The organism is Burkholderia sp. IO2, from assembly GCF_029522185.1.
Classification (GTDB): Bacteria; Pseudomonadota; Gammaproteobacteria; order Burkholderiales; family Burkholderiaceae; genus Burkholderia; species Burkholderia cenocepacia.
The window spans coordinates 102903-121777 of record NZ_JAKWFH010000019.1; the positions used below are offsets into that span (position 1 = coordinate 102903).

General features: G+C 68.9%; 18 protein-coding genes. 8 read left to right on the forward strand and 10 right to left on the reverse strand.

Features of this window, described 5'->3' with window-relative positions; all coding sequences use genetic code 11:
* Nucleotides 1-83: 83 nt before the first annotated feature.
* The 4 genes from MMB92_RS14715 (at nt 84) to MMB92_RS14730 (ending at nt 3792) form a co-directional block, all read left to right on the forward strand.
* Nucleotides 84-968 (forward strand): LysR family transcriptional regulator, encoded by an 885-nt coding sequence (locus MMB92_RS14715; RefSeq protein ID WP_058903089.1) that lies wholly within the window; start codon nt 84-86, stop codon nt 966-968.
* Between the two features lie 173 nt (nt 969-1141).
* The gene (locus MMB92_RS14720; protein ID WP_195904377.1) at nt 1142-2074 is read left to right on the forward strand and encodes an AEC family transporter; all 933 of its coding nucleotides are present in this window, start codon (nt 1142-1144) and stop codon (nt 2072-2074) included.
* 127 nt (nt 2075-2201) lie between these two features.
* On the forward strand, nt 2202-3134 hold the full coding sequence (locus MMB92_RS14725) for a DMT family transporter (protein ID WP_006494917.1): 933 nt from the start codon (nt 2202-2204) through the stop codon (nt 3132-3134).
* Nucleotides 3135-3417: 283 nt separating this feature from the next.
* Entirely contained in the window at nt 3418-3792 is a 375-nt protein-coding gene (locus MMB92_RS14730) for a hypothetical protein (protein WP_006479101.1), read from the forward strand.
* A gap of 128 nt (nt 3793-3920) precedes the next feature.
* Here the strand turns inward: MMB92_RS14730 and MMB92_RS14735 are convergent, their stop codons facing one another.
* Together MMB92_RS14735 and MMB92_RS14740 are read right to left on the reverse strand one after the other, a co-directional pair.
* The gene (locus MMB92_RS14735; RefSeq protein WP_034202380.1) at nt 3921-5438 is read right to left on the reverse strand and encodes a CoA-acylating methylmalonate-semialdehyde dehydrogenase; all 1518 of its coding nucleotides are present in this window, start codon (nt 5436-5438) and stop codon (nt 3921-3923) included.
* Between the two features lie 49 nt (nt 5439-5487).
* Complete coding sequence (locus MMB92_RS14740; RefSeq protein WP_012493315.1) at nt 5488-6843, reverse strand: aspartate aminotransferase family protein; 1356 nt, start codon at nt 6841-6843, stop codon at nt 5488-5490.
* Between the two features lie 105 nt (nt 6844-6948).
* Between MMB92_RS14740 and MMB92_RS14745 the strand changes: the two genes are divergently transcribed.
* Nucleotides 6949-7899 carry a LysR family transcriptional regulator gene (locus MMB92_RS14745; RefSeq protein WP_006494919.1) on the forward strand — a complete coding sequence of 317 codons (951 nt, stop codon included), beginning with the start codon at nt 6949-6951 and terminating at the stop codon, nt 7897-7899.
* Between the two features lie 18 nt (nt 7900-7917).
* On the opposite strand, the gene MMB92_RS14750 is transcribed toward MMB92_RS14745, so the two are convergent.
* Genes MMB92_RS14750 through MMB92_RS14760 form a run of 3 tightly spaced genes read right to left on the reverse strand, consistent with a single transcriptional unit; the run spans nt 7918 to nt 9999 of the window.
* The gene (locus MMB92_RS14750) at nt 7918-9159 is read right to left on the reverse strand and encodes an MFS transporter (protein WP_048985517.1); all 1242 of its coding nucleotides are present in this window, start codon (nt 9157-9159) and stop codon (nt 7918-7920) included.
* Nucleotides 9156-9491, reverse strand: a complete 336-nt coding sequence (locus tag MMB92_RS14755) for a hypothetical protein (protein ID WP_006482655.1) — start codon at nt 9489-9491, stop codon at nt 9156-9158. Before MMB92_RS14755 ends, MMB92_RS14750 begins: the two co-directional genes overlap by 4 nt.
* Nucleotides 9492-9528: 37 nt before the next feature.
* Nucleotides 9529-9999: a MarR family transcriptional regulator gene (locus tag MMB92_RS14760; protein WP_060266004.1), complete on the reverse strand. Its 471-nt coding sequence runs from the start codon at nt 9997-9999 to the stop codon at nt 9529-9531.
* Between the two features lie 171 nt (nt 10000-10170).
* Between MMB92_RS14760 and MMB92_RS14765 the strand changes: the two genes are divergently transcribed.
* Nucleotides 10171-10662: a 2,4'-dihydroxyacetophenone dioxygenase family protein gene (locus tag MMB92_RS14765; protein WP_034202382.1), complete on the forward strand. Its 492-nt coding sequence runs from the start codon at nt 10171-10173 to the stop codon at nt 10660-10662.
* A 108-nt stretch (nt 10663-10770) separates the two neighbouring features.
* Here the strand turns inward: MMB92_RS14765 and MMB92_RS14770 are convergent, their stop codons facing one another.
* Nucleotides 10771-11919, reverse strand: a complete 1149-nt coding sequence (locus MMB92_RS14770; protein WP_124674713.1) for an epoxide hydrolase family protein — start codon at nt 11917-11919, stop codon at nt 10771-10773.
* A 78-nt stretch (nt 11920-11997) separates the two neighbouring features.
* A complete protein-coding gene (locus tag MMB92_RS14775) occupies nt 11998-12957 on the reverse strand; it encodes a GlxA family transcriptional regulator (RefSeq protein WP_006482657.1) in 960 nt (319 codons plus the stop codon).
* A 132-nt stretch (nt 12958-13089) separates the two neighbouring features.
* On the opposite strand from MMB92_RS14775, the gene MMB92_RS14780 reads away from it, so the two are divergent.
* Nucleotides 13090-13890 (forward strand): SDR family oxidoreductase, encoded by an 801-nt coding sequence (locus MMB92_RS14780; RefSeq protein ID WP_034203351.1) that lies wholly within the window; start codon nt 13090-13092, stop codon nt 13888-13890.
* Here MMB92_RS14780 and MMB92_RS14785 read toward each other — a convergent pair.
* The 3 genes from MMB92_RS14785 to MMB92_RS14795 all read right to left on the reverse strand — a co-directional run bounded on the left by MMB92_RS14785 (nt 13872) and on the right by MMB92_RS14795 (nt 17829).
* Nucleotides 13872-15236, reverse strand: coding sequence for an MFS transporter (locus MMB92_RS14785; RefSeq protein ID WP_124632836.1), 1365 nt, complete (start codon nt 15234-15236; stop codon nt 13872-13874). The genes MMB92_RS14780 and MMB92_RS14785 overlap by 19 nt on opposite strands.
* A 94-nt stretch (nt 15237-15330) precedes the next feature.
* A complete protein-coding gene (locus MMB92_RS14790) occupies nt 15331-16683 on the reverse strand; it encodes an MFS transporter (protein ID WP_277562750.1) in 1353 nt (450 codons plus the stop codon).
* Between the two features lie 186 nt (nt 16684-16869).
* Nucleotides 16870-17829 carry an MBL fold metallo-hydrolase gene (locus tag MMB92_RS14795; protein ID WP_006482658.1) on the reverse strand — a complete coding sequence of 320 codons (960 nt, stop codon included), beginning with the start codon at nt 17827-17829 and terminating at the stop codon, nt 16870-16872.
* A gap of 177 nt (nt 17830-18006) precedes the next feature.
* Between MMB92_RS14795 and MMB92_RS14800 the strand changes: the two genes are divergently transcribed.
* Nucleotides 18007-18875, forward strand: an 869-nt coding sequence (locus MMB92_RS14800) for an IclR family transcriptional regulator (protein ID WP_277562751.1), incomplete at its 3' end; no start/stop codon positions are given.

Here is an 18875-nt window from a genome sequence, read left to right on the forward strand (position 1 = left end):
CCCCGAGCGGCATGCCGCCACTGCGCCGCCGGCATCGTCGAGCAATCCGCGTGCCGGCCCCGTTCGTCCATCTCACCGAGCCCATGTCACTCCGCGCCTTCAGAACGCTCGTCGCCATCGCCCGCTACCGGACCTTCGCGCGCGCCGGCGAAGCCATCGGCCTCACCCAATCGGCGGTGAGCCTGCAGATCAAGACGCTCGAAAGCGAATACAACGTGCAGTTGTTCGACCGTTCGCGCCGACAGCCGGTGCTCACCGAAGCCGGCAACATCCTGCTCGCGCAGGCCGAGCAGGTGCTCGCGATGGTCGACCGGATTCCCGATGCGCTCAGCGACGAGAAGAAGCTGGTCGGCCGGCTGCGGATCGGCGCGATCCAGACCGCGTTGTCCGGCCCGCTGCCCGACGCGCTGCTCGCGCTGCGTGCCGCGCATCCGTCGTTGCGCGTGCACGTGTCGGCCGGCATGTCGGTGGAACTCGCGAACCGCGTCGCAGCCGGCGAGCTCGACGCGGCGATCACGACGCGCCCGGTGCGCCCGCATCCGGCGGAACTGACGTGGACCACGCTGTACGAGGATCGCTTCTGGCTGCTCGCACCGCCCGGTCATGCGGAACGCGACGCGGGCGCGCTGCTCGATGCGCTGCCGTTCATTCGCTTCGACGCGCAGGCGTGGGCCGGCCGGATGATCGCCGCCGAGCTGCGCCGCATCGGCGTGCGGGTGCGCGAGGAGATGGTGCTGGACAGCGCGGAAACGATCGCGCGCATGGTGGCGCGAGGGCTCGGTGCGGCGATCGTCGCGCTCCCCGACGCAACGCTTGCGCGCCTGCCGCCGGTCACGCGCTTGCCGTTCGGCCGGCCGCAGATGGGCCGCGCGGTCGTGCTGCTCGAACACCAGTCGCGTCCGGCCGAACGTTTCGCCCGCGCGCTGGCCGCCGAAGTGACCGCGTCATCGATGAGAATTTCTCATTGAACACCCGATAATTCACCATTATTCCTGTTGCTTGCACGTGTTAACTTGGCGGCATCGTCACTCTTTCGATTGCATGTCGCCATGTCGTCCGCCGGATGGATTCCCGCGTCGTTCCGCTGCGTTGCCTGCCGGCCGCGCCGGCGCTCCGGCACGACCCGCATGAAGGCGCGCCGATGATCGGCCCGATCCTGCTCGCGCTCGCGCCGGTCGCGCTGCTGGTCGCGTTCGGTCATGGCCTGCGGCGCACCGGCTTCATCGCCGCAGCGTTCTGGCCGCACGCCGAGCGGCTCTGCTACTACGTACTGCTGCCCGCGCTATTCGCGGACGGCCTCGCGAATGCGCGGCTGCAATCGTTGCCCGTTTTACCGCTCGCGGCGGCGCTGGTCGGTTCGACCGCATTCGCCGCGGCGCTTCTTCTGCTGGTCCGCCAGTTCGTGCGGGTCGACGGCGCCGGCTTCACGTCGGTGTTCCAGGGCGCCGTGCGTTTCAACAACTATGTCGGCACCGCGCTCGCCGCCGGGCTGTTCGGTGCGAAGGGCATTGCACTCGCGGCCGTCTGCGTCGCGGCGATCGTGCCGACCGTCAACCTGATGTGCGTGCTGGTCTTCGCGCGCTACGGCGACACGCGGCTCGGCGCGGCGGCGCTCGTGCGTCAGATCCTGTCGAATCCGCTCGTCGTCGCCTGCGCGCTCGGGATGGCGATGCAGGCCGGCGGCCTGGCGTTTCCGGCCGCCGTCGAGCCGGCCGTGCGGGCGCTCGGCGCCGCGTCGATGCCGCTCGGCCTGCTGTGCGTGGGCGCGGCGCTGACATTCGATGCGGCCCGCGCATGGTGGCAGCCGGTGTGCGTCGCATCGGCGTTCAAGTTCGTGGCGATGCCGCTCATCACGCTCGCGGCCGGCCGGCTGTTCGGGCTCGGCGATGCGGCGCTGACCGTCGCGCTGCTGTTCCAGGCGCTGCCGACCTCGTCGGCGTCGTACATCATGGCGCGCCAGCTCGGCGGCGACGCGCCGCTGATGGCCGGCATCACCGCGTTCCAGACGATCGCCGCCGCGCTCGCGATGCCGGCCGTGCTCACCGCGCTCGCGTCGACGCCCGCGTTCCGCTGACGACGCCCGCCCGGCCCCCTTCCCTGAATCGGCCCGCAGGCCGGCCATCGCGCGGTTCGGCATCGTTTAGCCGCGCGCGGCCACGCACGCCTCGCGGCACACGCTTCCTTTCGAGATTGCACGCCACATGAATGCTCCCGCCCCGCCCGCCAGCGTCGTCGCCCCCCGGCCGCACGCGGCCATCTACGTGAAGCTCACGCTCGTCGCGCTGTTCTGGGGCGGCACGTTCATCGCAGGCCGGATCCTCGCCGCGACGATGTCCGCGACCTCGGCGGCCACCGGACGCTTCGCGATCGCCGCGCTGCTGCTGGTCGTGCTGACCTGGCAGGTCGAAGGCGGGCTGCCGACACTCAGCGGACGCCAGATCGTGACGACGTTCGGCCTCGGCGCGACCGGCATCTTCCTGTACAACGTGTGTTTTTTCGCGGCGCTCGCGCGGATGCCGGCCGGGCGCACCGCGCTGTTCGTCGCACTGAATCCGGTCGCCACCGCCGTGCTGCTGTCGGTCGTCGTGCGCGAACGCCTGTCGCTGTCGCGCTGGGCCGGCATCGCGGTCGCGCTGTGCGGCGCGCTGGTCGTGATCAGCCGCGGCGATTGGCTGCGCGTGCTGACCGATCTCGGCAATACGTTCGGCGCCGGCGAACGCTTCATGCTGTGCGCGGTGCTGAGCTGGGCCGCCTACACCGTGATCGGCCGGCGCGCGCTCGACGGGCTGTCGCCGCTCGCGGCCACCACGTACGCGGCGCTCTGGGGCCTCGCGCTGCTGCTCGTCGCGCACCTGTTCGACGCGACGGCGACTGGCGGCACGCCGCTGACGTGGCAGGCCGTCGCATCGATGCTCTATCTCGGCGCCGTCGGCACGGTGATCGCGTTCGTCTGGTATTCGCAGGGCATCCGCCTCCTCGGGCCGGCCCGCGCGGCCGTGTTCACCAACCTGGTGCCGGTGTTCGGCGTGCTGCTGTCGGTCGTGCTGCTCGGCGAGCCGCTGTCGCCGTCGATGCTGGCCGGCGGCGCACTCGTGATCGCGGGCGTCGCACTGACCAATCGCGCGAACCGCTGATGCGTCGGCGTGCGCCGCGTTCGGGGACGGATGCCGAATACCGGATGCAGGCGCCCGCCATGCCGTTGCGTGCTGCATACGTCGGGCCGATACGCCCCCCGATCTTCTCGCAGCCCCGCCAAAAACCGCCTATCGTGAATGAAGCGCCCCCGTTTGCCGCCGTTCGACCGTGCGTCGCCCGCCGCGGCAACGGCCTTGCGTTCCGGCGCCATTCACCGCGGTCGTCGCGCACGCTCGCCCGTGCACGCGATCGCGCCCGCCCACCGACTACCAGGAGGCACACATGAAAGCTGCGCTGCTCGTCAGCTCCGTCCTGCTCGCCATGGCGTCCGCCTCGGCCTCGGCCCAAGGTTCGATCACGAAAGTCGAGAACGGCGCGCTCGTCGCCGCCAACGGCATGACCGTCTACGCATTCGACAAGGACAAGCCCAACGCCGGCACCAGCGCCTGTACAGGCCCATGCGAAACCCTGTGGCCACCCTACAAGGCCAGCGCGACCGACGTACCGGTCGGGCCCTACACGATCGTCAAGCGCGACGACGGCAGCCCGCAATGGGCGTACAAGGGCAAGCCGCTGTACTTCTTCTCGAAGGACATGAAACAGGGCGAGCGCAACGGCGACAACTTCAAGAACGTGTGGCACGTGGTCGCGCCGTAAGCCTTCTTTCGCCGCCTTCCGCGCATTTCGCGAGGACGTAAAAAAGCCCGCCCCCGATCGCCGATCGGGGCGGGCTCCGGCCGCTTCGCACGTCGCACCGGCCGCATGCAGCCGGTGCGCGCGTGGGCTCAGCGGCTCGACGGGAAGCTGAACACCGTCCCCTCGCGCACGCCGGCCGACGGCCAGCGTTGCGTGATCGTCTTGCGCTTCGTGTAGAACCGCACGGCGTCCGGACCATAGGCATGCAGGTCGCCGAACAGCGAACGCTTCCAGCCGCCGAACGAGTGGTATGCGACCGGCACCGGCAGCGGCACGTTGATGCCGACCATGCCGATCTGGATGTTGTCGCCGAAATAGCGCGCAGCCTCGCCGTCGCGCGTGAACAGGCACGTGCCGTTGCCGTACTCGTGCGCATCGATCAGCGCCATCGCCTCGTCGAGCGACTTCAGGCGGATCACGCCGAGCACCGGCCCGAAGATCTCGTGCTGGTAGATCGGCATGCCGGGCTTCACGTTGTCGAACAGGCACGGGCCGAGGTAGTAGCCGCCGTCATGGCCGTCGACCTTCACGCCGCGACCGTCGACGACGAGCGTCGCGCCGGCTGCCACGCCCGCTTCGACGAAACCCGTCACCTTCTCGAAATGCTGCTTCGTGACGAGCGGGCCCATGTCGACGCCCGCGCCGTTGCCCGGGCCGACCTTCATCTTCTCGATCTCGGCCTTCAACCCCGCGACGACCTTGTCGCCCGTTTCGTCGCCGATCGCGACGACGAGCGGAATCGCCATGCAGCGCTCGCCGCACGAGCCGTACGCGGCGCCCATCAGCGCGTTCACCGCATTGCCGATGTCCGCATCCGGCATCACGACCGCGAAGTTCTTCGCGCCGCCGAGCGCCTGCACGCGCTTGCCGTGCGCGCAGCCGGTCGAGTAGATGTATTCGGCGATCGGCGTCGAGCCGACGAAGCTCACGGCCTTCACGCGCGGATCGGTCAGGATCGTGTCGACCGCTTCCTTGTCGCCGTTCACGACGTTCAGCACGCCCGGCGGCAGGCCGGCCTCGAGCGCGAGCTCGGCCATGCGCAGCGTGGACGACGGCGTACGCTCGGACGGCTTCAGCACGAACGTGTTGCCGCAGGCGACGGCCATCGGCCACATCCACAGCGGCACCATCACCGGGAAGTTGAACGGCGTGATGCCGGCCGCGACGCCCAGCGCCTGGAACTCGCTCCACGAATCGATCGCGGGGCCGACGTTCTTGCTGTGCTCGCCTTTCAGCAACTCGGGCACGTAGGTCGCGTATTCGACGTTCTCGATCCCGCGCTGCAGTTCGCCCATCGCATCGGCGAGCACCTTGCCGTGCTCGGCCGTGATCAGCGCGCACAGCTCGTCGGCGTGTTCCTCGAGCAGCGTCTTGAAGCGGCTCATCACGCGGGCACGCTTCAGCGGCGGCGTGTTGCGCCACGCCGGGAACGCGGCCTGCGCGGACGCGATCGCGGCTTCGACGGTCAGCTTGTCGGCGAGCGCGACGCTCTTGTGCGATTCGCCGGTGGCCGGGTCGAACACCGGCTGGACGCGGCTGCCGCCGTCGACGCGCTTGCCGTCGATCAGGTGGCCGACGGTGGAAGTCACATTGCTGTCGTGTTTCATGTTTCGGGCTCTTTCGTGAATTCGGTTATCGCTGCGGGCGAGCGGTGGCTCAGTCCACTTCGTTCAGTGCGTCGGACAGCGCGTTGACCAGGTTGTCGATCTCGCGCTTCTCGGCGATGAACGGCGGCGCGAGCTGGATCGTGTCGCCGCCGTAACGCACGTAGAAGCCCTTCGCCCAGCAGCGCATCGCGATCTCGTACGGGCGCCGTGCCGGCTCGCCCGGCAGCGCGGCGATCGTCAGGCCGGCCGCCAGCCCGTAGTTGCGGATGTCCGCGATGTGGCGCTGGCCCTTCAGCCCGTGCACGGCCGCCTCGAAATGCGGCGCGAGATCGCGCACGCGGGCCACCGCGTCTTCCTTCACCAGCAGGTCGAGCGCCGCGACGCCGGCCGCGCACGCGACCGGATGCGCCGAATACGTGTAGCCGTGCGGGAACTCGAGCATGTACTCGGGGCCGCCCGCGGCCATGAACGTGTCGTAGATTTCCTTCGTCGCGATCACGCCGCCGAGCGGCTGCACGCCGTTCGTCACCTGCTTCGCGAAGTTCATGATGTCCGGCACCACGCCGAATGCGTCGGCGCCCGTCATCGCGCCGGCGCGGCCGAAGCCCGTGATGACCTCGTCGAAGATCAGCAGGATGTCGTGCGCGGTACAGATGTCGCGCAGGCGCTTCAGATAGCCCTTCGGCGGCACGACCACGCCCGCCGAACCGGAGAACGGCTCGACGATCACGGCCGCGATGTTCGACGCGTCGTGCAGCGCGATCAGCTCGAGCAGGCGGTCGGCCAGCTCGGCGCCGTGCTCGGGCATGCCGCGCGAGAACCTGTTCTCGGCCAGTTGCGTATGCGGCAGGAAATCGGCATCGAGGCCCTGACCGAACAGCTTGCGGTTCGGTCCGATCCCGCCGACCGAGATGCCGCCGAAGTTCACGCCGTGATACCCCTTCTCGCGACCGATCAGGCGCGTTTTCGTGCCCTTGCCCTTTGCGCGCCAGTACGCGCGGGCCAGCTTCAGCGACGTGTCGGCCGCTTCCGAGCCCGAACCCGTGAAGAATACGTAGTCGAGGCCGGCCGGCGTCAGCTCCTTGATCTTGTTGGCAAGTTCGAACGATTTCGGATGGCCGAACTGGAAGGCCGGCGCGTAGTCGAGCTGCGCGACCTGGCGGCTCACGGCCTCGACGATTTCCGTGCGGCCGTGACCGAGGCCCGTGCACCAGAGGCCCGACAGGCCGTCGAAGATCTTGCGGCCTTCGGCGTCGGTGTAATACGCGCCCTTGCCGGACACGATCATGCGCGGATCGGCCTTGAACTGACGGTTGGCCGTGAACGGCATCCAGTGCGCATCGAGCCAGGCGGCGTCGGTGCGGAGGTTCGTGTCGTCGTGCTGGGCGGTGGTGATGTCGGTCATGTCGGTCGGCGCGGCGCGCCCCTCCTCCTTGTGATGATGTTGCACATTGTCGGGACGACAATTAGTCTTTTGAATATCGCAATATCAATGTTCACTTGCTCAACTATGCAAGCAAAGAAACCGAAGAGCCGCGCGCTGCTCGGGCAGCTCAGCGACATGGATCTCCGTCTGCTGCGGGTCTTCAAGGGCGTCGTGCAGTGCGGCGGGATGGCGGCGGCCGAACTGGAACTGAATATCGGCATCTCGACGATCAGCCGGCACGTGAAGGATCTGGAAACGCGGCTCGGCCTCGTGCTGTGCCGGCGCGGCCGCGCGGGCTTCACGCTGACGCCCGAGGGGCAGACGGTGTACGAGGAAACGCTGCGGCTGCTCGCGTCGATGGAAGCATTTCGCAGCAGGATCGACGGCATTCACGACCGGATGGGCGGAGAACTGCACATCGCGGTATTCGACAAGACGGCCACCAACGCGAATGCCCGCCTCGGCGACGCGATCCGCCAGTTCGCCGACGAAGCGCCCGACGTCGCGCTGAACCTGCACGTCGCGTCGATCAACGAGGTCGAGCGCGGGATCATCGACGGCAGTTACCAGGTCGGGATCATTCCCGTGCACCGCAACTCGGGCAGCCTCGTGTATTCGGAGCTGTTCGACGAACGGATGCTGCTCTACTGCGGCCGCCAGCATCCGCTGTTCGATGCGCCGCACGGCAAGCTTACGTGGACGACGATCCGCAACCACGCGTTCGCCGGGCTGGGTTTCCATTCGCCGAACATGGAGCTGAGCCATCGCGCGAAGCTCACCCGCAGCGCGACCGCGTCGGACCAGGAATCGATCGCAACGCTGATTCTGTCGGGCCGCTATCTCGGCTTCCTGCCCGATCACTATGCGGAGAGTTTCGAAAACAAGGGGCTGATGCAGCCGATCGCGCCGCACCGGTTCAATTACCGTTGCCGGTTCGTGAGCCTGCTGCGGCGCTCGCCGCGGCCGTCGCGGGCGGCGCTGCTGTTCCAGTCGTGCCTCGACGCCGCGCATGCGGCGGCACGGCCGGCGGCGTAGCGGCGGCTTGCGGTCCGGTCAGGCGGCGTCGCCGCCCGTACGCGGCTGTGCCCGCTTGCGCGCGACGAAATGGGTCGCGACGAGCGCGGCCGCAAAGCCGGACGCCGCGCCGACGCCGAGCGCCCAGCGCGGGCCGAGATGGTTTGCCACCCAGCCGGCCACCGGCGCGCCGATCGGCGTGCCGCCCAACGCGACCGCGAGGCGCAGCGCCATCACGCGGCCGCGCATCGCCGGCTCGGTGGACAGCTGCATCAGGCTGTTGGTCGAGTTCATGAAGGTGATCGCGGCGATGCCCGTCAGCACCAGCGCCGCGGCGAACGACCAGTAGCCGGGCGCCAGCGCGGCGAACGTGCAGCCGAGCCCGAACAGCGTCGCGCCGATCCACAGATGACGAAACCGCGGCTGCTCGCGGCGCGCGGCGAGCAGCGCGCCCGAGATCGTGCCGACCGCCATCATCGACGACAGGAACCCGAACCCGCGCGCATCGACGTGAAACACGCTGGCGGCCATCGTGGAAATGAACAGCTGGAAATTGAGCCCGAACGTGCCGATCAGGAACAGCATCACGAGGATCGCCGTCAGGTCCGGGCGACGCCACACGTAGCGGAACCCGTCGAGCAGGCTGCTGCGCGCGCGATCCGCCCGCACGTTCGCGCGCAGTTCGTCCTCCCGCAGCCGCGACAGCGACGCCAGCACCGCGAAGAAGCTGAGCCCGTTCGCGAGGAACGCCCAGCCGGTGCCGACCGATGCGATCAGGAACCCGGCCGCCGCCGGGCCGACCATCCGCGCGGCATTGAACGACGTCGAATTGAGCGCGACCGCGTTCGCGAGCTCGCGGTCGCCAACCAGTTCCGCGACGAAGGTCTGCCGCACCGGCGCGTCGAACGCCGACGCGCAGCCGAACAGGAACGCGAACACATAGACGTGCTCGAGCCGCACGGCGCCGGTGACCGTCAGCACGCCGAGCACGAGCGCCAGCGCGCCCATCAGCGCCTGCGTCGCCATCAGCAGCTTGCGCTGGTCGAAGCGGTCGGCCGCGTAGCCGGTCCACGGCAACAGCAGCAGTTGCGGCCCGAACTGCAGCGCCATCACCGTGCCGACCGCCGAGGCATCGTGATGCGTGAGTTGCGTGAGGACGAGCCAGTCCTGCGCGGTGCGCTGGATCCACGTGCCGATGTTCGACACCAGCGAGCCGATCGCCCACACGCGATAGTTGAAACTGCGAAGCGAGCGAAATACGCCCGCGGCCGGCACGCTCATGGCCGCTCCCGGTCCGGCTCGTTGCCGCCGTGCAGCGCGCCGAAGCGCCGCGCGAGGAACAGGCCGAGCACCAGGATGCCGAGGCCGAGCGCCGCGGCGTCGGCCGTGCGCTTCAGGTCGAAATCGCCGACCCGGCACACGAGCGCATACGCGATGACGAGGTTCACGACGCCCCACACCACGTTCACGGTGGACGACGACAGCCCGCGGCCGGGCGGATTCGCGAACGGCGTCTGGAACGGCTCGCCGCGCAGCCCGCTGACGAGATGCGGCACGACGTTCGCGAGAAACGCACCGCCGAAGAAGTACGACACGAGAGGCAGGAAGTTCATGCGCGGATTGTCCTTGCGGCGAGTGGATCGGAGCGGTTCACGGACGCGCCGGGTCCTGGAATTCGGCGAGCCGCTGCAGCAGTTTCACGGCCGCCGCAAGCTCGGCCTGTTCCGCCGCCGACAGTTGCGCGTGCAGCGCGCGGAACAGCCAGTCGTCCTTGGCCGCGCGGTTGGCTTGCAGCACCTTGCGGAAACCGGGCGTGAGCGCGATCAGCGTCTGCCGGCCGTCGCTCGGATCGGGCGCGCCGGCGACCGCGCCGAGCGCCTCGAGCGTCGCGACCGTCACGCGCATCGATTGCGGGCGCACGCTTTCGGCACGCGCAAGCGCCGACACGGTCGCCGGGCCGTCGCGGTCGAGCCGCAGCAACACCGATTTCTGCGAGGACGTGAGGTCGTTCGGATGGGTCTGTTCCCGCAGCCGCCGCATCAGCTTGCCGACCGAGATGCGGAGTTCGCCGGCGAGACCGGCCAGCGGGAGTGGGTCGGGGGGAGACGATGGCGCGTTCATGAATCCAAGATAGCACATCGACAGTCAAACTGTACAGTTTGACTGTATATTACAGCGTGTAAGGATCGCCCCCGCCGTGCCGGCCTTCGCCGCGGCGCCGCCTCCGTTCGGTCGCGTGATCCGGCTCTGCGATAATGCGGGCTTCTTTCCGTTTCCGCTCCGCCTTCCGCCATGACGCAGCCGTCCGCCCCGCTCTCCACCGACCTGCCGCCGATCTCCTGCCTGCCCGGCGACGCGCTGCCGTGGCTGCCGATGAGCGCCGACCTGCCGGGGCTCGCGATCAAGTACCTGCACATCAATGCGGCCGAGGACACGCTGACCGCGCTGCTGAAGATGCCGGCCGGCGGCACGCTGCCGCGCCATCGTCACGACGGCGAGGTGTTCGTCCATACGCTGCAGGGTGCGTGGCGTTACCGCGAATACGACTGGATCGCGCACGCCGGCTCGACGGTGCTCGAACCGGCCGGCTCGGTGCACACGCCGGAAACCCTCGGCGCGCCGGGCGAGGACGTGATCACGCTGAACGTGATGCGCGGCGACCTCGTGCTGCTCGACGACGACGGCCGCGAAACGGCGCGCGAGAACTGCCGCGTCGCGCTGCTGCGCCAGCGCAAGCATGCGCGTACGGCGCCGGATGCGGCCACGGCGTTCGTCACGCGATAAGACACGCGGCGGCGGCGCGACGCGATTCGCATCGCGCCGGCTCCCGTCACGCCTGAACCGCGCGAGCGCCCTGCGGCCCAGGTTTCCGCCGAGCGGCCTGCCCGCCCGTTACCGGAAACGCCGGAAAAACCGCCGAATATCGTCGGCGAGCAAGTCCGGCTCCTCCAGCGCCGCGAAATGGCCGCCGCTCGGCATGTCGGTCCACTGCACCACGTCGAACACGCGTTCGAGCCAACTGCGCGGCGGACGGCTGATCTCCTTCGGAAAGCGCGCGAAGCCGACGGGCGCCGCCACGCGTTGCCCCGGCGCGAAGCGCATCGGCTGCAGCCGGTTTTCCCAATACATCTGCATCGACGAGCCAATGCAGCCGGTGAACCAGTAGAGCGATATGCCCGTCAGCAGCGTGTCGTGCGAAAACCGCCGCGCGACGTCGCCGTCGCAATCGCTCCACGTGCGGAATTTCTCGGCGATCCAGGCGGCCAGCCCGGCCGGCGAATCGTTGAGCGCGACGGCCAGCGTCTGCGGTTTCGTCGCGTGCACGTGCGCGTATCCGCCTTCCATCGCGACCCAGTCGGTGCGCTGCTTCAGGAATGCCTGCTCTTCGTCGGTCAGCGGCGCGGCCGGGTCGATCGCCGGCTCGTAGCTGCCGGGCAGGTAGTTCAGATGGACACCGTCCACCCTGTCGGCATGTTGCGCGCCGAGCGCCACCGACACGGCCGCGCCGATATCGCCGCCCTGCGCGCCGAAGCGTCGATACCCGAGGCCGGCCATCAACCCGGCCCAGCGATCGGCGACCTGAAACGCCGACATGCCGGGGGCCGCCGGCGCCGGCGAGAACAGGAAACCGGGCAGCGAGGGCACGACCACGTCGAACGCGTCGTCAGGATCGCCGCCGAATGCCGCCGGATCGCACAGCCGATCGAGCAGCGCATCGAATTCGAATACGGAGCCCGGCCAGCCGTGCGTGATGACGAGCGGATAAGGTGTCGGTCCCGCGCCACGTCGATGGATGAAATGCACGCGCTGCCCGTCCACGTCCGCGACGAACTGCGGCAGCCGGTTCAGCGCACGCTCGAGCGCACGCCAGTCGAAGCCCCCGGCCCAGTACGCGACCAGCTCGCGCAGCCATGCGCCGTCCACTCCCTGCTGCCAGGGCTCGGCGGGGGTCAGCGTCGGCGGGCGCGCGTCGCGCAGGCGCCGGCGCAGATCATCGAGCGCTTGATCAGGTATCGCAATGTCGAACGGTACGGCGTGCATCGTGTCTCCTCGCGAAGCATGTCGACGAGATTCTGCGCGCTTTTTCCGACTCGCGCCGGCGGCGGGCGGCCGCGCTCGTCAGCCCGTTTCCCGCTCGTCCGCCCGCGCGTCGCGCCGCAGCGCCTGCGGCGGCACGCCGAACCCGCGCACGAACGCCTCGCGCATGTGCCGGCGGTCGCGAAAACCGTTCTCCTGCGCGATCACGTCGAGCGGATGGCGGCTCTGTTCGATCATCAGCCGCGCCGCTTCGAGCCGCAGCCGCTCGATCGCCTTCGCCGGCGACTGTCCGGTTTCGAGCGTAAATATGCGGCTGAACTGGCGCGGGCTCAGGTGCACGGCCTCGGCCAGATCCTCGACGGTCAGCGCGCGGCCGAGGTTTTGCCGCGCGTAGTTGAGCGCGTTCTGGATCCGGTCGGATTTCGGCGCGAGATCGAGCATTTCCGAATGCTGCGACTGGCCGCCGGCCCGGCGCTGGTGCATCACCAGCTTGTGCGCGACCGACCGCGCGGCATCGGCGCCGAGATCCTTTTCCACCATGGCGAGCGCGAGATCGAGCCCGGCCGTCATCCCGGCCGACGTCCAGATCGGGCCGTCGACGATATAGATCCGGTCGTCCTCGACGCGAATCTCCGGGTAATGCCGCTGCATGTCGCGGCCGAACGCCCAGTGCGTGGTCGCGCGACGCTGCGCGAGCAGCCCGGCCTCGGCCAGCACGAACGCCCCCGTGCAGATGCCGGCGATCCGCCGCGCACGCGTATTCGCGCGGCGCAGATAGGCGACGACGCCGGCCGGCGCCGGCGCGGCGAGCGGATCGTTGACGCCCGCGACGATCCACGTGTCGACGCCGATCCGCCCGCGCAGCGCGCGCGTGGCGACCGGCAGCCCGAGCGACGAGCGCACGTCGCCGCCGTCGACCGAATAGTTGTCCATCGCGTAGAACGGCTTCTCCAGACCCATGTTCGCGTACTCGAACACCGACTGCGCGGCGAGCGCCATGATCTGGAAGCCGTCGCTGATCAAAAAGCCGATTCGGTGCATGTGTGTCCTCCGGTCCCGTGTCGATCGCTGCGATGTCCGGAATCATACCCATCTACGTCATTTGTGTCGAAGCGCTTCGAGGCCAGAATGCTTTCACGCCATCCGGCCATCCTCATCGAAACGGAGTACATCATGACGCAAGCCCATCGCGGTACCGCCCTCATTACCGGCGCGTCGTCGGGCATCGGCGCCGTCTACGCGGACCGCCTCGCGCGCCGCGGCTACGACCTGATCCTGGTCGCGCGCAGCCGCGAGCGCCTGAGCGCCCTCGCCGAGCGCATCACGAACGACACGCAGCGCAGCGTCGAGATCGTCGACGCAGACCTCAACGACCGCGCGGCGCTCGCCGCCGTCGAGGCCAAGCTGAAACAGGACGCGAGCATCACGCTGCTGGTGAACAACGCGGGCATCGGCACGCATGCGCCGCTGCTCGACAGCGACGTCGACGCGATGACGCGGATGATCGACCTGAACGTGACCGCGCTCACGCGCCTGACCTATGCGGCGGTGCCCGGCTTCGTCGCACGCGGCCGCGGCGCGGTGATCAACATTTCGTCGATCGTCGCGATTTCGCCGGAAACGCTGAACGGCGTGTACGGCGGCAGCAAGGCGTTCGTGCTCGCGTTCAGCCAGTCGCTGCATCACGAGCTCGCCGGCAAGGGCGTGCAGGTGCAGGCCGTGCTGCCCGGCGCGACGGCCACCGATTTCTGGCAGACGGGCGGCCTGCCGCTCGAGCACCTGCCGAAGGAAATCGTGATGACCGCGCACGACATGGTCGATGCGGCGCTGGTCGGGTTCGAGCGCGGCGAACTCGTGACGATCCCGTCGCTGCACGCGGGCGACGAATGGGACGCATACGAGGCCGCGCGCCGCACGATGGCGCCGCACCTGTCGGCCGATACGCCCGCGCCGCGCTACACCGCGGCGCGCTGATTGCCGGCGGGACCCGCGTCGCGCGGTGCGGCACGCACGCCCAGCAGCATCGCGACCGCGCACGCGGCCAGCAATCCGGCGATCATCAGCATCGCCGAATCCATGCTGCCGGTGCGCGTGCGGATCACGCCGACGATCCACGGCGTGATCATCCCGCTCGATACGCCGATGCTGCTGATCAGCGCAATGCCGCCTGCCGCACCGGCACCCGCGAAATACGCGGACGGCACGGCCCAGAACACCGGATGCGCGGCGAAGATCAGCATCGCCGCGATCGACAGCAGCGCCATCATCGCGACGATGCTCGGCAGATGCAGCGTCAGCAACGCGAGCGCCACCGCACCGCCGAACGCGCATGCGGCGAAATGCCGGCGGCGTTCGCGCTTGCGGTCCGAGCGCCGCGCGATCGCGATCAGGCCGGCCGCGCCGATCGCATTCGGCACGATCGACAGCAGGCTGATGTGAACCACGTCGTGAATGCCGAATTCGCGAATCATCAGCGGCATCCAGAACAGCAGCATCAGCAGCGCGGTCGTCAGCGAGAAATAGATGAACGCGAACAGATAGGTGCGCGGCTCGGCCAGCACCTGCCGCAGCGACGAAGCCGCGTGCGAGGGTGCCTCCGCGCGATCGGCAGCGAGGTCGGCCGCGAGCCGCCGCCGGTCGTCGTCGGACAGCCAGCGCGCGTGTTCGGGGCGGTCGCACAGCCAGAACCATGCCATCACGCCGAGCACGAGCGCCGGCGCGCCCTCGATCGCGAACATCCATTGCCAGCCGTGCAGACCGAGCACGCCGGACATCCCGCGCATCAGCCAGCCCGACAGCAGTCCACCGACCATCCCGGCCACCGCGACGCCCGCATAGAAGATCGACAGCACCGACGCGCGACGGCGCGCGGGATACCAGTACGTCAGGTAGAACACGACGCCCGGGAAAAAGCCGGCCTCGAAAAGCCCGAGCAGGAAGCGCAGCACGTAGAACTGTCTTGCGCTGTCGACGGTGATCATCGCGACCGACACCGCGCCCCACAGGAACATGATCCGCGCGAACGTGCGTCTTGCGCCGAAGCGGCGCAGCAACGCGTTGCTCGGCACCTCGAACAGCACGTAGCCGACGAAGAACAGCACCGCGCCGAGGCTGTACATCGCGTCGGTGAGGCCGAGATCCTGCCGCATCTGCAATTGCGCGAAGCCGATGTTGCTGCGATCGAGGATCGACACGATGTAGCAGACGAACAGGAACGGCACGATGCGCATGCCGATGCGGCGGTACAGCGCGTCGCGGTCCGACGCGCGAGGGCCGGACGCTGCGGCATGCGCGGCGTCTGCCGGGAGAGGGGCTGACATCGATCGTCTCCTCCACGGAGGTCAACAGGGAGCGGGCAGGACGTGCAACGCCGGTCGCCGCCGCCCGCCGACGGCGACCGGCCGAAGCCGACGTTCAGCCGCGCCGCGCGCCTTCGCCCTTCACGCCGAGCAGCAGCGCCACACCGCTCGCCACCAGCAGCGCGGCCAGCAGGTACACGGCGAGATCCATGCTGCCGGTGCGCGTACGGATCATCCCGATCACCCACGGACTGGCGATGCCGCTCGTGATCCCGATGCTGCTGATCAACGCGATCCCGGCCGCGGCGGCATTGCCGGACAGGTAGCGGGTCGGCACGGCCCAGAAGATCGGCAGCGCGGCGAAGATCAGCGTGGCCGCGATCGACAGGCACGCGAGCATCGCCGCGAAGCTGTGCAGGTGCAGCGTCAGCGCCGCGAGCGCGAGGCCGCCGCCGATCGTGCAGCACGCGAAGTGCTTGCGGCGTTCGCCGGTGCGGTCCGAGCGGCGCGCGATCAGCACCAGCCCGACCGCGCCCACCGCATTCGGCACGACCGTGTAGAGGCTCACGGCGACGACGTCGGTCACGCCGAAGTCGCGGATCATCAGCGGCATCCAGAAGTTGAGCGTCAGCGACGCGCAGGTCAGCGAGAAATAGATGAACGCGAACAGATACACGCGCGGATTCGCGAGCGCGATCATCACGCTGCGGCCGTCGTGCGCATTGCCGTGTGCGCGGCCTTCGGCGCACAGCGCGGCAACGCGCGCCTTTTCGTCGGACGTGAGCCACGGCGCGTCCTGCGGCCGGTCGACGAGCAACGTGAACGCAACGAACGCGAGCAGGATCGCCGGCGCCCCTTCGATCGCGAACATCCATTGCCAGCCGTGCAGCCCGAGCACGCCGCTCATGTCGCGCATGATCCAGCCGGACAACAAGCCGCCGAGCACACCGGCCACCGCGACGCCCGCGAAGAACACCGAGATCGCCGCCGCACGCCGGTTCGCGGGGAACCAGTAGGTCAGGTACAGCACGATGCCGGGGAAGAAGCCGGCCTCGAACACGCCGAGCAGGAAGCGCAGCACGTAGAAATGCGACGGCTGCGACACGAACATCATCCCGGTCGACGCGAGGCCCCACAGCAGCATGATCCGCGTGAACGTGCGGCGCGCGCCGAAGCGCGCGAGCAGCATGTTGCTCGGCACTTCGCAGAACACGTAGCCGACGTAGAACACCGCGGCGCCGAGGCCGTACATCGCATCGCTGAAGCCGAGATCGTGCTTCATCTGCAGCTGCGCGAAGCCGATGTTGATGCGGTCGAGAAACGACACGACGTAGCAGAGGAACAGGAACGGGACGATCCGCCACGCGATCTTGCGGAACAGCAACGCGTCGCTGAAGGCGGATGCGGAAGTCGGCGCCGACGCGCTCGCGTGCGCGAGCGTCGCTTCGGCGGGAAGCGATTGGGGCATGTCTCTCTCCAAACGGGCCGCGCGATGTCGAGCGCGCGGCAGTCTCCGAGGGCGTGCATGCGCCCTGCTTTCTTGTGAGACCGGATACGGTTGCCGGCACCGCGGCGCGATGCCGCCGCGACTGCCGCAACCTTCAGGGAAACGGCGAGGCGATCATGTGAGCGCCGCCCCGCCGCCGTGTGCCGCTCAGTCCTGCAGCGCGGCCCACATGTCCTTGTCGCGCTGCGCGGTCCAGATGCGCGGATGCGCGATGCCGCTCGCTTCGTCGAACGCACGCGACACGTCGAACGGCAGACAGTGCTCGTAGATGAACACGTGGCCGAACTTCGGATCCATCGCTTCGCGCGTGAGCGCCATCGCCGCCTTCAGGTCGAGATTGCGCTCGACGGCCTTGCGGCCCTGCGCGAGCAGCGTCGTGACGAAATCCTTCGTGTAGTCGAGGCCCTTGTTCACTTCCGCCGGATTCAGCAGCGCGGGGCCGCGGCCCGGCACGAGCTTCTCGGCGCCCAGCGCGCGCAGCGCCTCGAGCGTGGCCGGCCACTGTTCGAGCTGCGCGTCGCCGCAATAGCACGCGGCGTCGTATTCGACGAGGTCGCCCGAGAACAGCACCTTCTGCGACGGCAGCCAGACGATCGTGTCGCCCTTCGTGTGGCCCGAGCCGACGTGCATGATCTTCACTTCGAGCTTGCCGAGGAACAGCGTGATCTCGCGCTCGAACACGAGCGTCGGCCAGGTCAGGCCCGGCACCGTCTCGACGCCGGCGAACAGGCGCGGGAAGCGCTCGATCTCCGACTTCATGTCGGCCTCGCCGCGCTCGACGATCATCTCGTACGTGCCGCGGCTCGCGATCACGTGCTGCGCGCCTTCGTCGAAATACGCGGACGCGCCGAGCACGCGCACCGCGTGGTAGTGCGACAGCACCACGTGCTTGATCGGCTTGTCGGTGACGCTGCGGATCTTCGCGATCAGGTCCTGCGCCATCGCGGGCGTCGCGGTCGTGTCGACGATCAGCACGCTGTCGTCGCCGATGATCACGCCCGAGTTCGGGTCGCCTTCGGCTGTGTACGCGTAGGCGTTCTCGGACAGCTTCGTCCAGGTGACTTTCTTCTCTTCCAGATCGGCTTGGGAGGCGAATGCTTTGGCCATTGTGCGTTCCGTGGCTGCGAGCCATGTGTTGAGGGGTGTCAGCGGATCATCTGCTCGCGCCGAATATTTGTCAATGGCAAACGTGCTTGTTATTGTCTAATACGGGTAAACCTGCGGGCTGGCGCGAGAAATGGCGTCGGATACCATGCGGGGTTTCGTCAACGGAAGAATCATCGCGTGCAGAACCACGAAGTCAGCGCGGACGATGCGCCGCCCAAGGCGCAGCGCGGCATCCAGAGTGTCGAGGTCGGCGGCCGGCTGCTCGACGCGCTCGCGCGCCGGCGCAAGCCGCTCGGGCTGTCGGAGCTGGCCGCGGCGGCCGATCTCTCCACCGCTCAGGCGCACACCTATCTCGTGAGCCTGACGCGACTCGCGCTCGTGAAACGCGACGCGCTCACCGGCAACTACGAGCCGGGCCCGCTGTCGCTGCGGCTCGGGTTGATGTCGATCGAGCGCCAGCCGGCCTACCGTGCGACGCTGCCGCACGCGGTGCGGCTCGCGGAAACGGTCGGCCTGAGCGTCGCGCTGTCCGTGCCGGGCGTGCTCGGCCCGACGATCGTGCGCATCGAGCACGGCGGCTATCCGTTGCACGTGAACCTGCACGTCGGTTCGGTGATGTCGCTCGACACGACGGCGACCGGCCGCGTGTTCCGCGCGTTCGGCGACGCCGCGCAACTCGATGCGATGGCGGCCAGCCAGGCGGGTGCGGGCGATACGCTCGCCGGTGCCGAAAGCGAGTCGGTCGCATCGGACGCCGGTGCGCAACCCGCCGAACTCGACGCGATCCGCATGCGCGGCATCGAACGCAGCATCGACCGGCCGAGCCCCGGCGTCAGCGGGATGTGCGTGCCCGTTTTCGATGCGCAGGGGCGCCTGCAACTCGCGTTGACGGTGATCGGTTCGACGGGATCGATCGATGTCGACTGGGACGGCCCGATCGCCGTGGCCTTGCGCGACGCGGCGCGGCAGGCGACCGCGTCGCTCGGCGCCGCAGGTGCGGACCCGGCGCCGGCGTCCGCGCCCGCGCCGGCCGCCGCGCGCGTACC

Coding starts and splice junctions, on each gene's coding strand:
- MMB92_RS14715 (WP_058903089.1), top strand. CDS start 84: ATGTCACTCCGCGCCTTCAGAACGCTCGTCGCCATCGCCCGCTACCGG.
- MMB92_RS14725 (WP_006494917.1), top strand. CDS start 2,202: ATGAATGCTCCCGCCCCGCCCGCCAGCGTCGTCGCCCCCCGGCCGCAC.
- MMB92_RS14730 (WP_006479101.1), top strand. CDS start 3,418: ATGAAAGCTGCGCTGCTCGTCAGCTCCGTCCTGCTCGCCATGGCGTCC.
- MMB92_RS14735 (WP_034202380.1), bottom strand. CDS start 5,438: ATGAAACACGACAGCAATGTGACTTCCACCGTCGGCCACCTGATCGAC.
- MMB92_RS14760 (WP_060266004.1), bottom strand. CDS start 9,999: ATGAACGCGCCATCGTCTCCCCCCGACCCACTCCCGCTGGCCGGTCTC.
- MMB92_RS14770 (WP_124674713.1), bottom strand. CDS start 11,919: ATGCACGCCGTACCGTTCGACATTGCGATACCTGATCAAGCGCTCGAT.
- MMB92_RS14750 (WP_048985517.1), bottom strand. CDS start 9,159: ATGAGCGTGCCGGCCGCGGGCGTATTTCGCTCGCTTCGCAGTTTCAAC.
- MMB92_RS14785 (WP_124632836.1), bottom strand. CDS start 15,236: ATGTCAGCCCCTCTCCCGGCAGACGCCGCGCATGCCGCAGCGTCCGGC.
- MMB92_RS14755 (WP_006482655.1), bottom strand. CDS start 9,491: ATGAACTTCCTGCCTCTCGTGTCGTACTTCTTCGGCGGTGCGTTTCTC.
- MMB92_RS14740 (WP_012493315.1), bottom strand. CDS start 6,843: ATGACCGACATCACCACCGCCCAGCACGACGACACGAACCTCCGCACC.
- MMB92_RS14780 (WP_034203351.1), top strand. CDS start 13,090: ATGACGCAAGCCCATCGCGGTACCGCCCTCATTACCGGCGCGTCGTCG.
- MMB92_RS14795 (WP_006482658.1), bottom strand. CDS start 17,829: ATGGCCAAAGCATTCGCCTCCCAAGCCGATCTGGAAGAGAAGAAAGTC.
- MMB92_RS14790 (WP_277562750.1), bottom strand. CDS start 16,683: ATGCCCCAATCGCTTCCCGCCGAAGCGACGCTCGCGCACGCGAGCGCG.
- MMB92_RS14775 (WP_006482657.1), bottom strand. CDS start 12,957: ATGCACCGAATCGGCTTTTTGATCAGCGACGGCTTCCAGATCATGGCG.
- MMB92_RS14720 (WP_195904377.1), top strand. CDS start 1,142: ATGATCGGCCCGATCCTGCTCGCGCTCGCGCCGGTCGCGCTGCTGGTC.
- MMB92_RS14765 (WP_034202382.1), top strand. CDS start 10,171: ATGACGCAGCCGTCCGCCCCGCTCTCCACCGACCTGCCGCCGATCTCC.
- MMB92_RS14745 (WP_006494919.1), top strand. CDS start 6,949: ATGCAAGCAAAGAAACCGAAGAGCCGCGCGCTGCTCGGGCAGCTCAGC.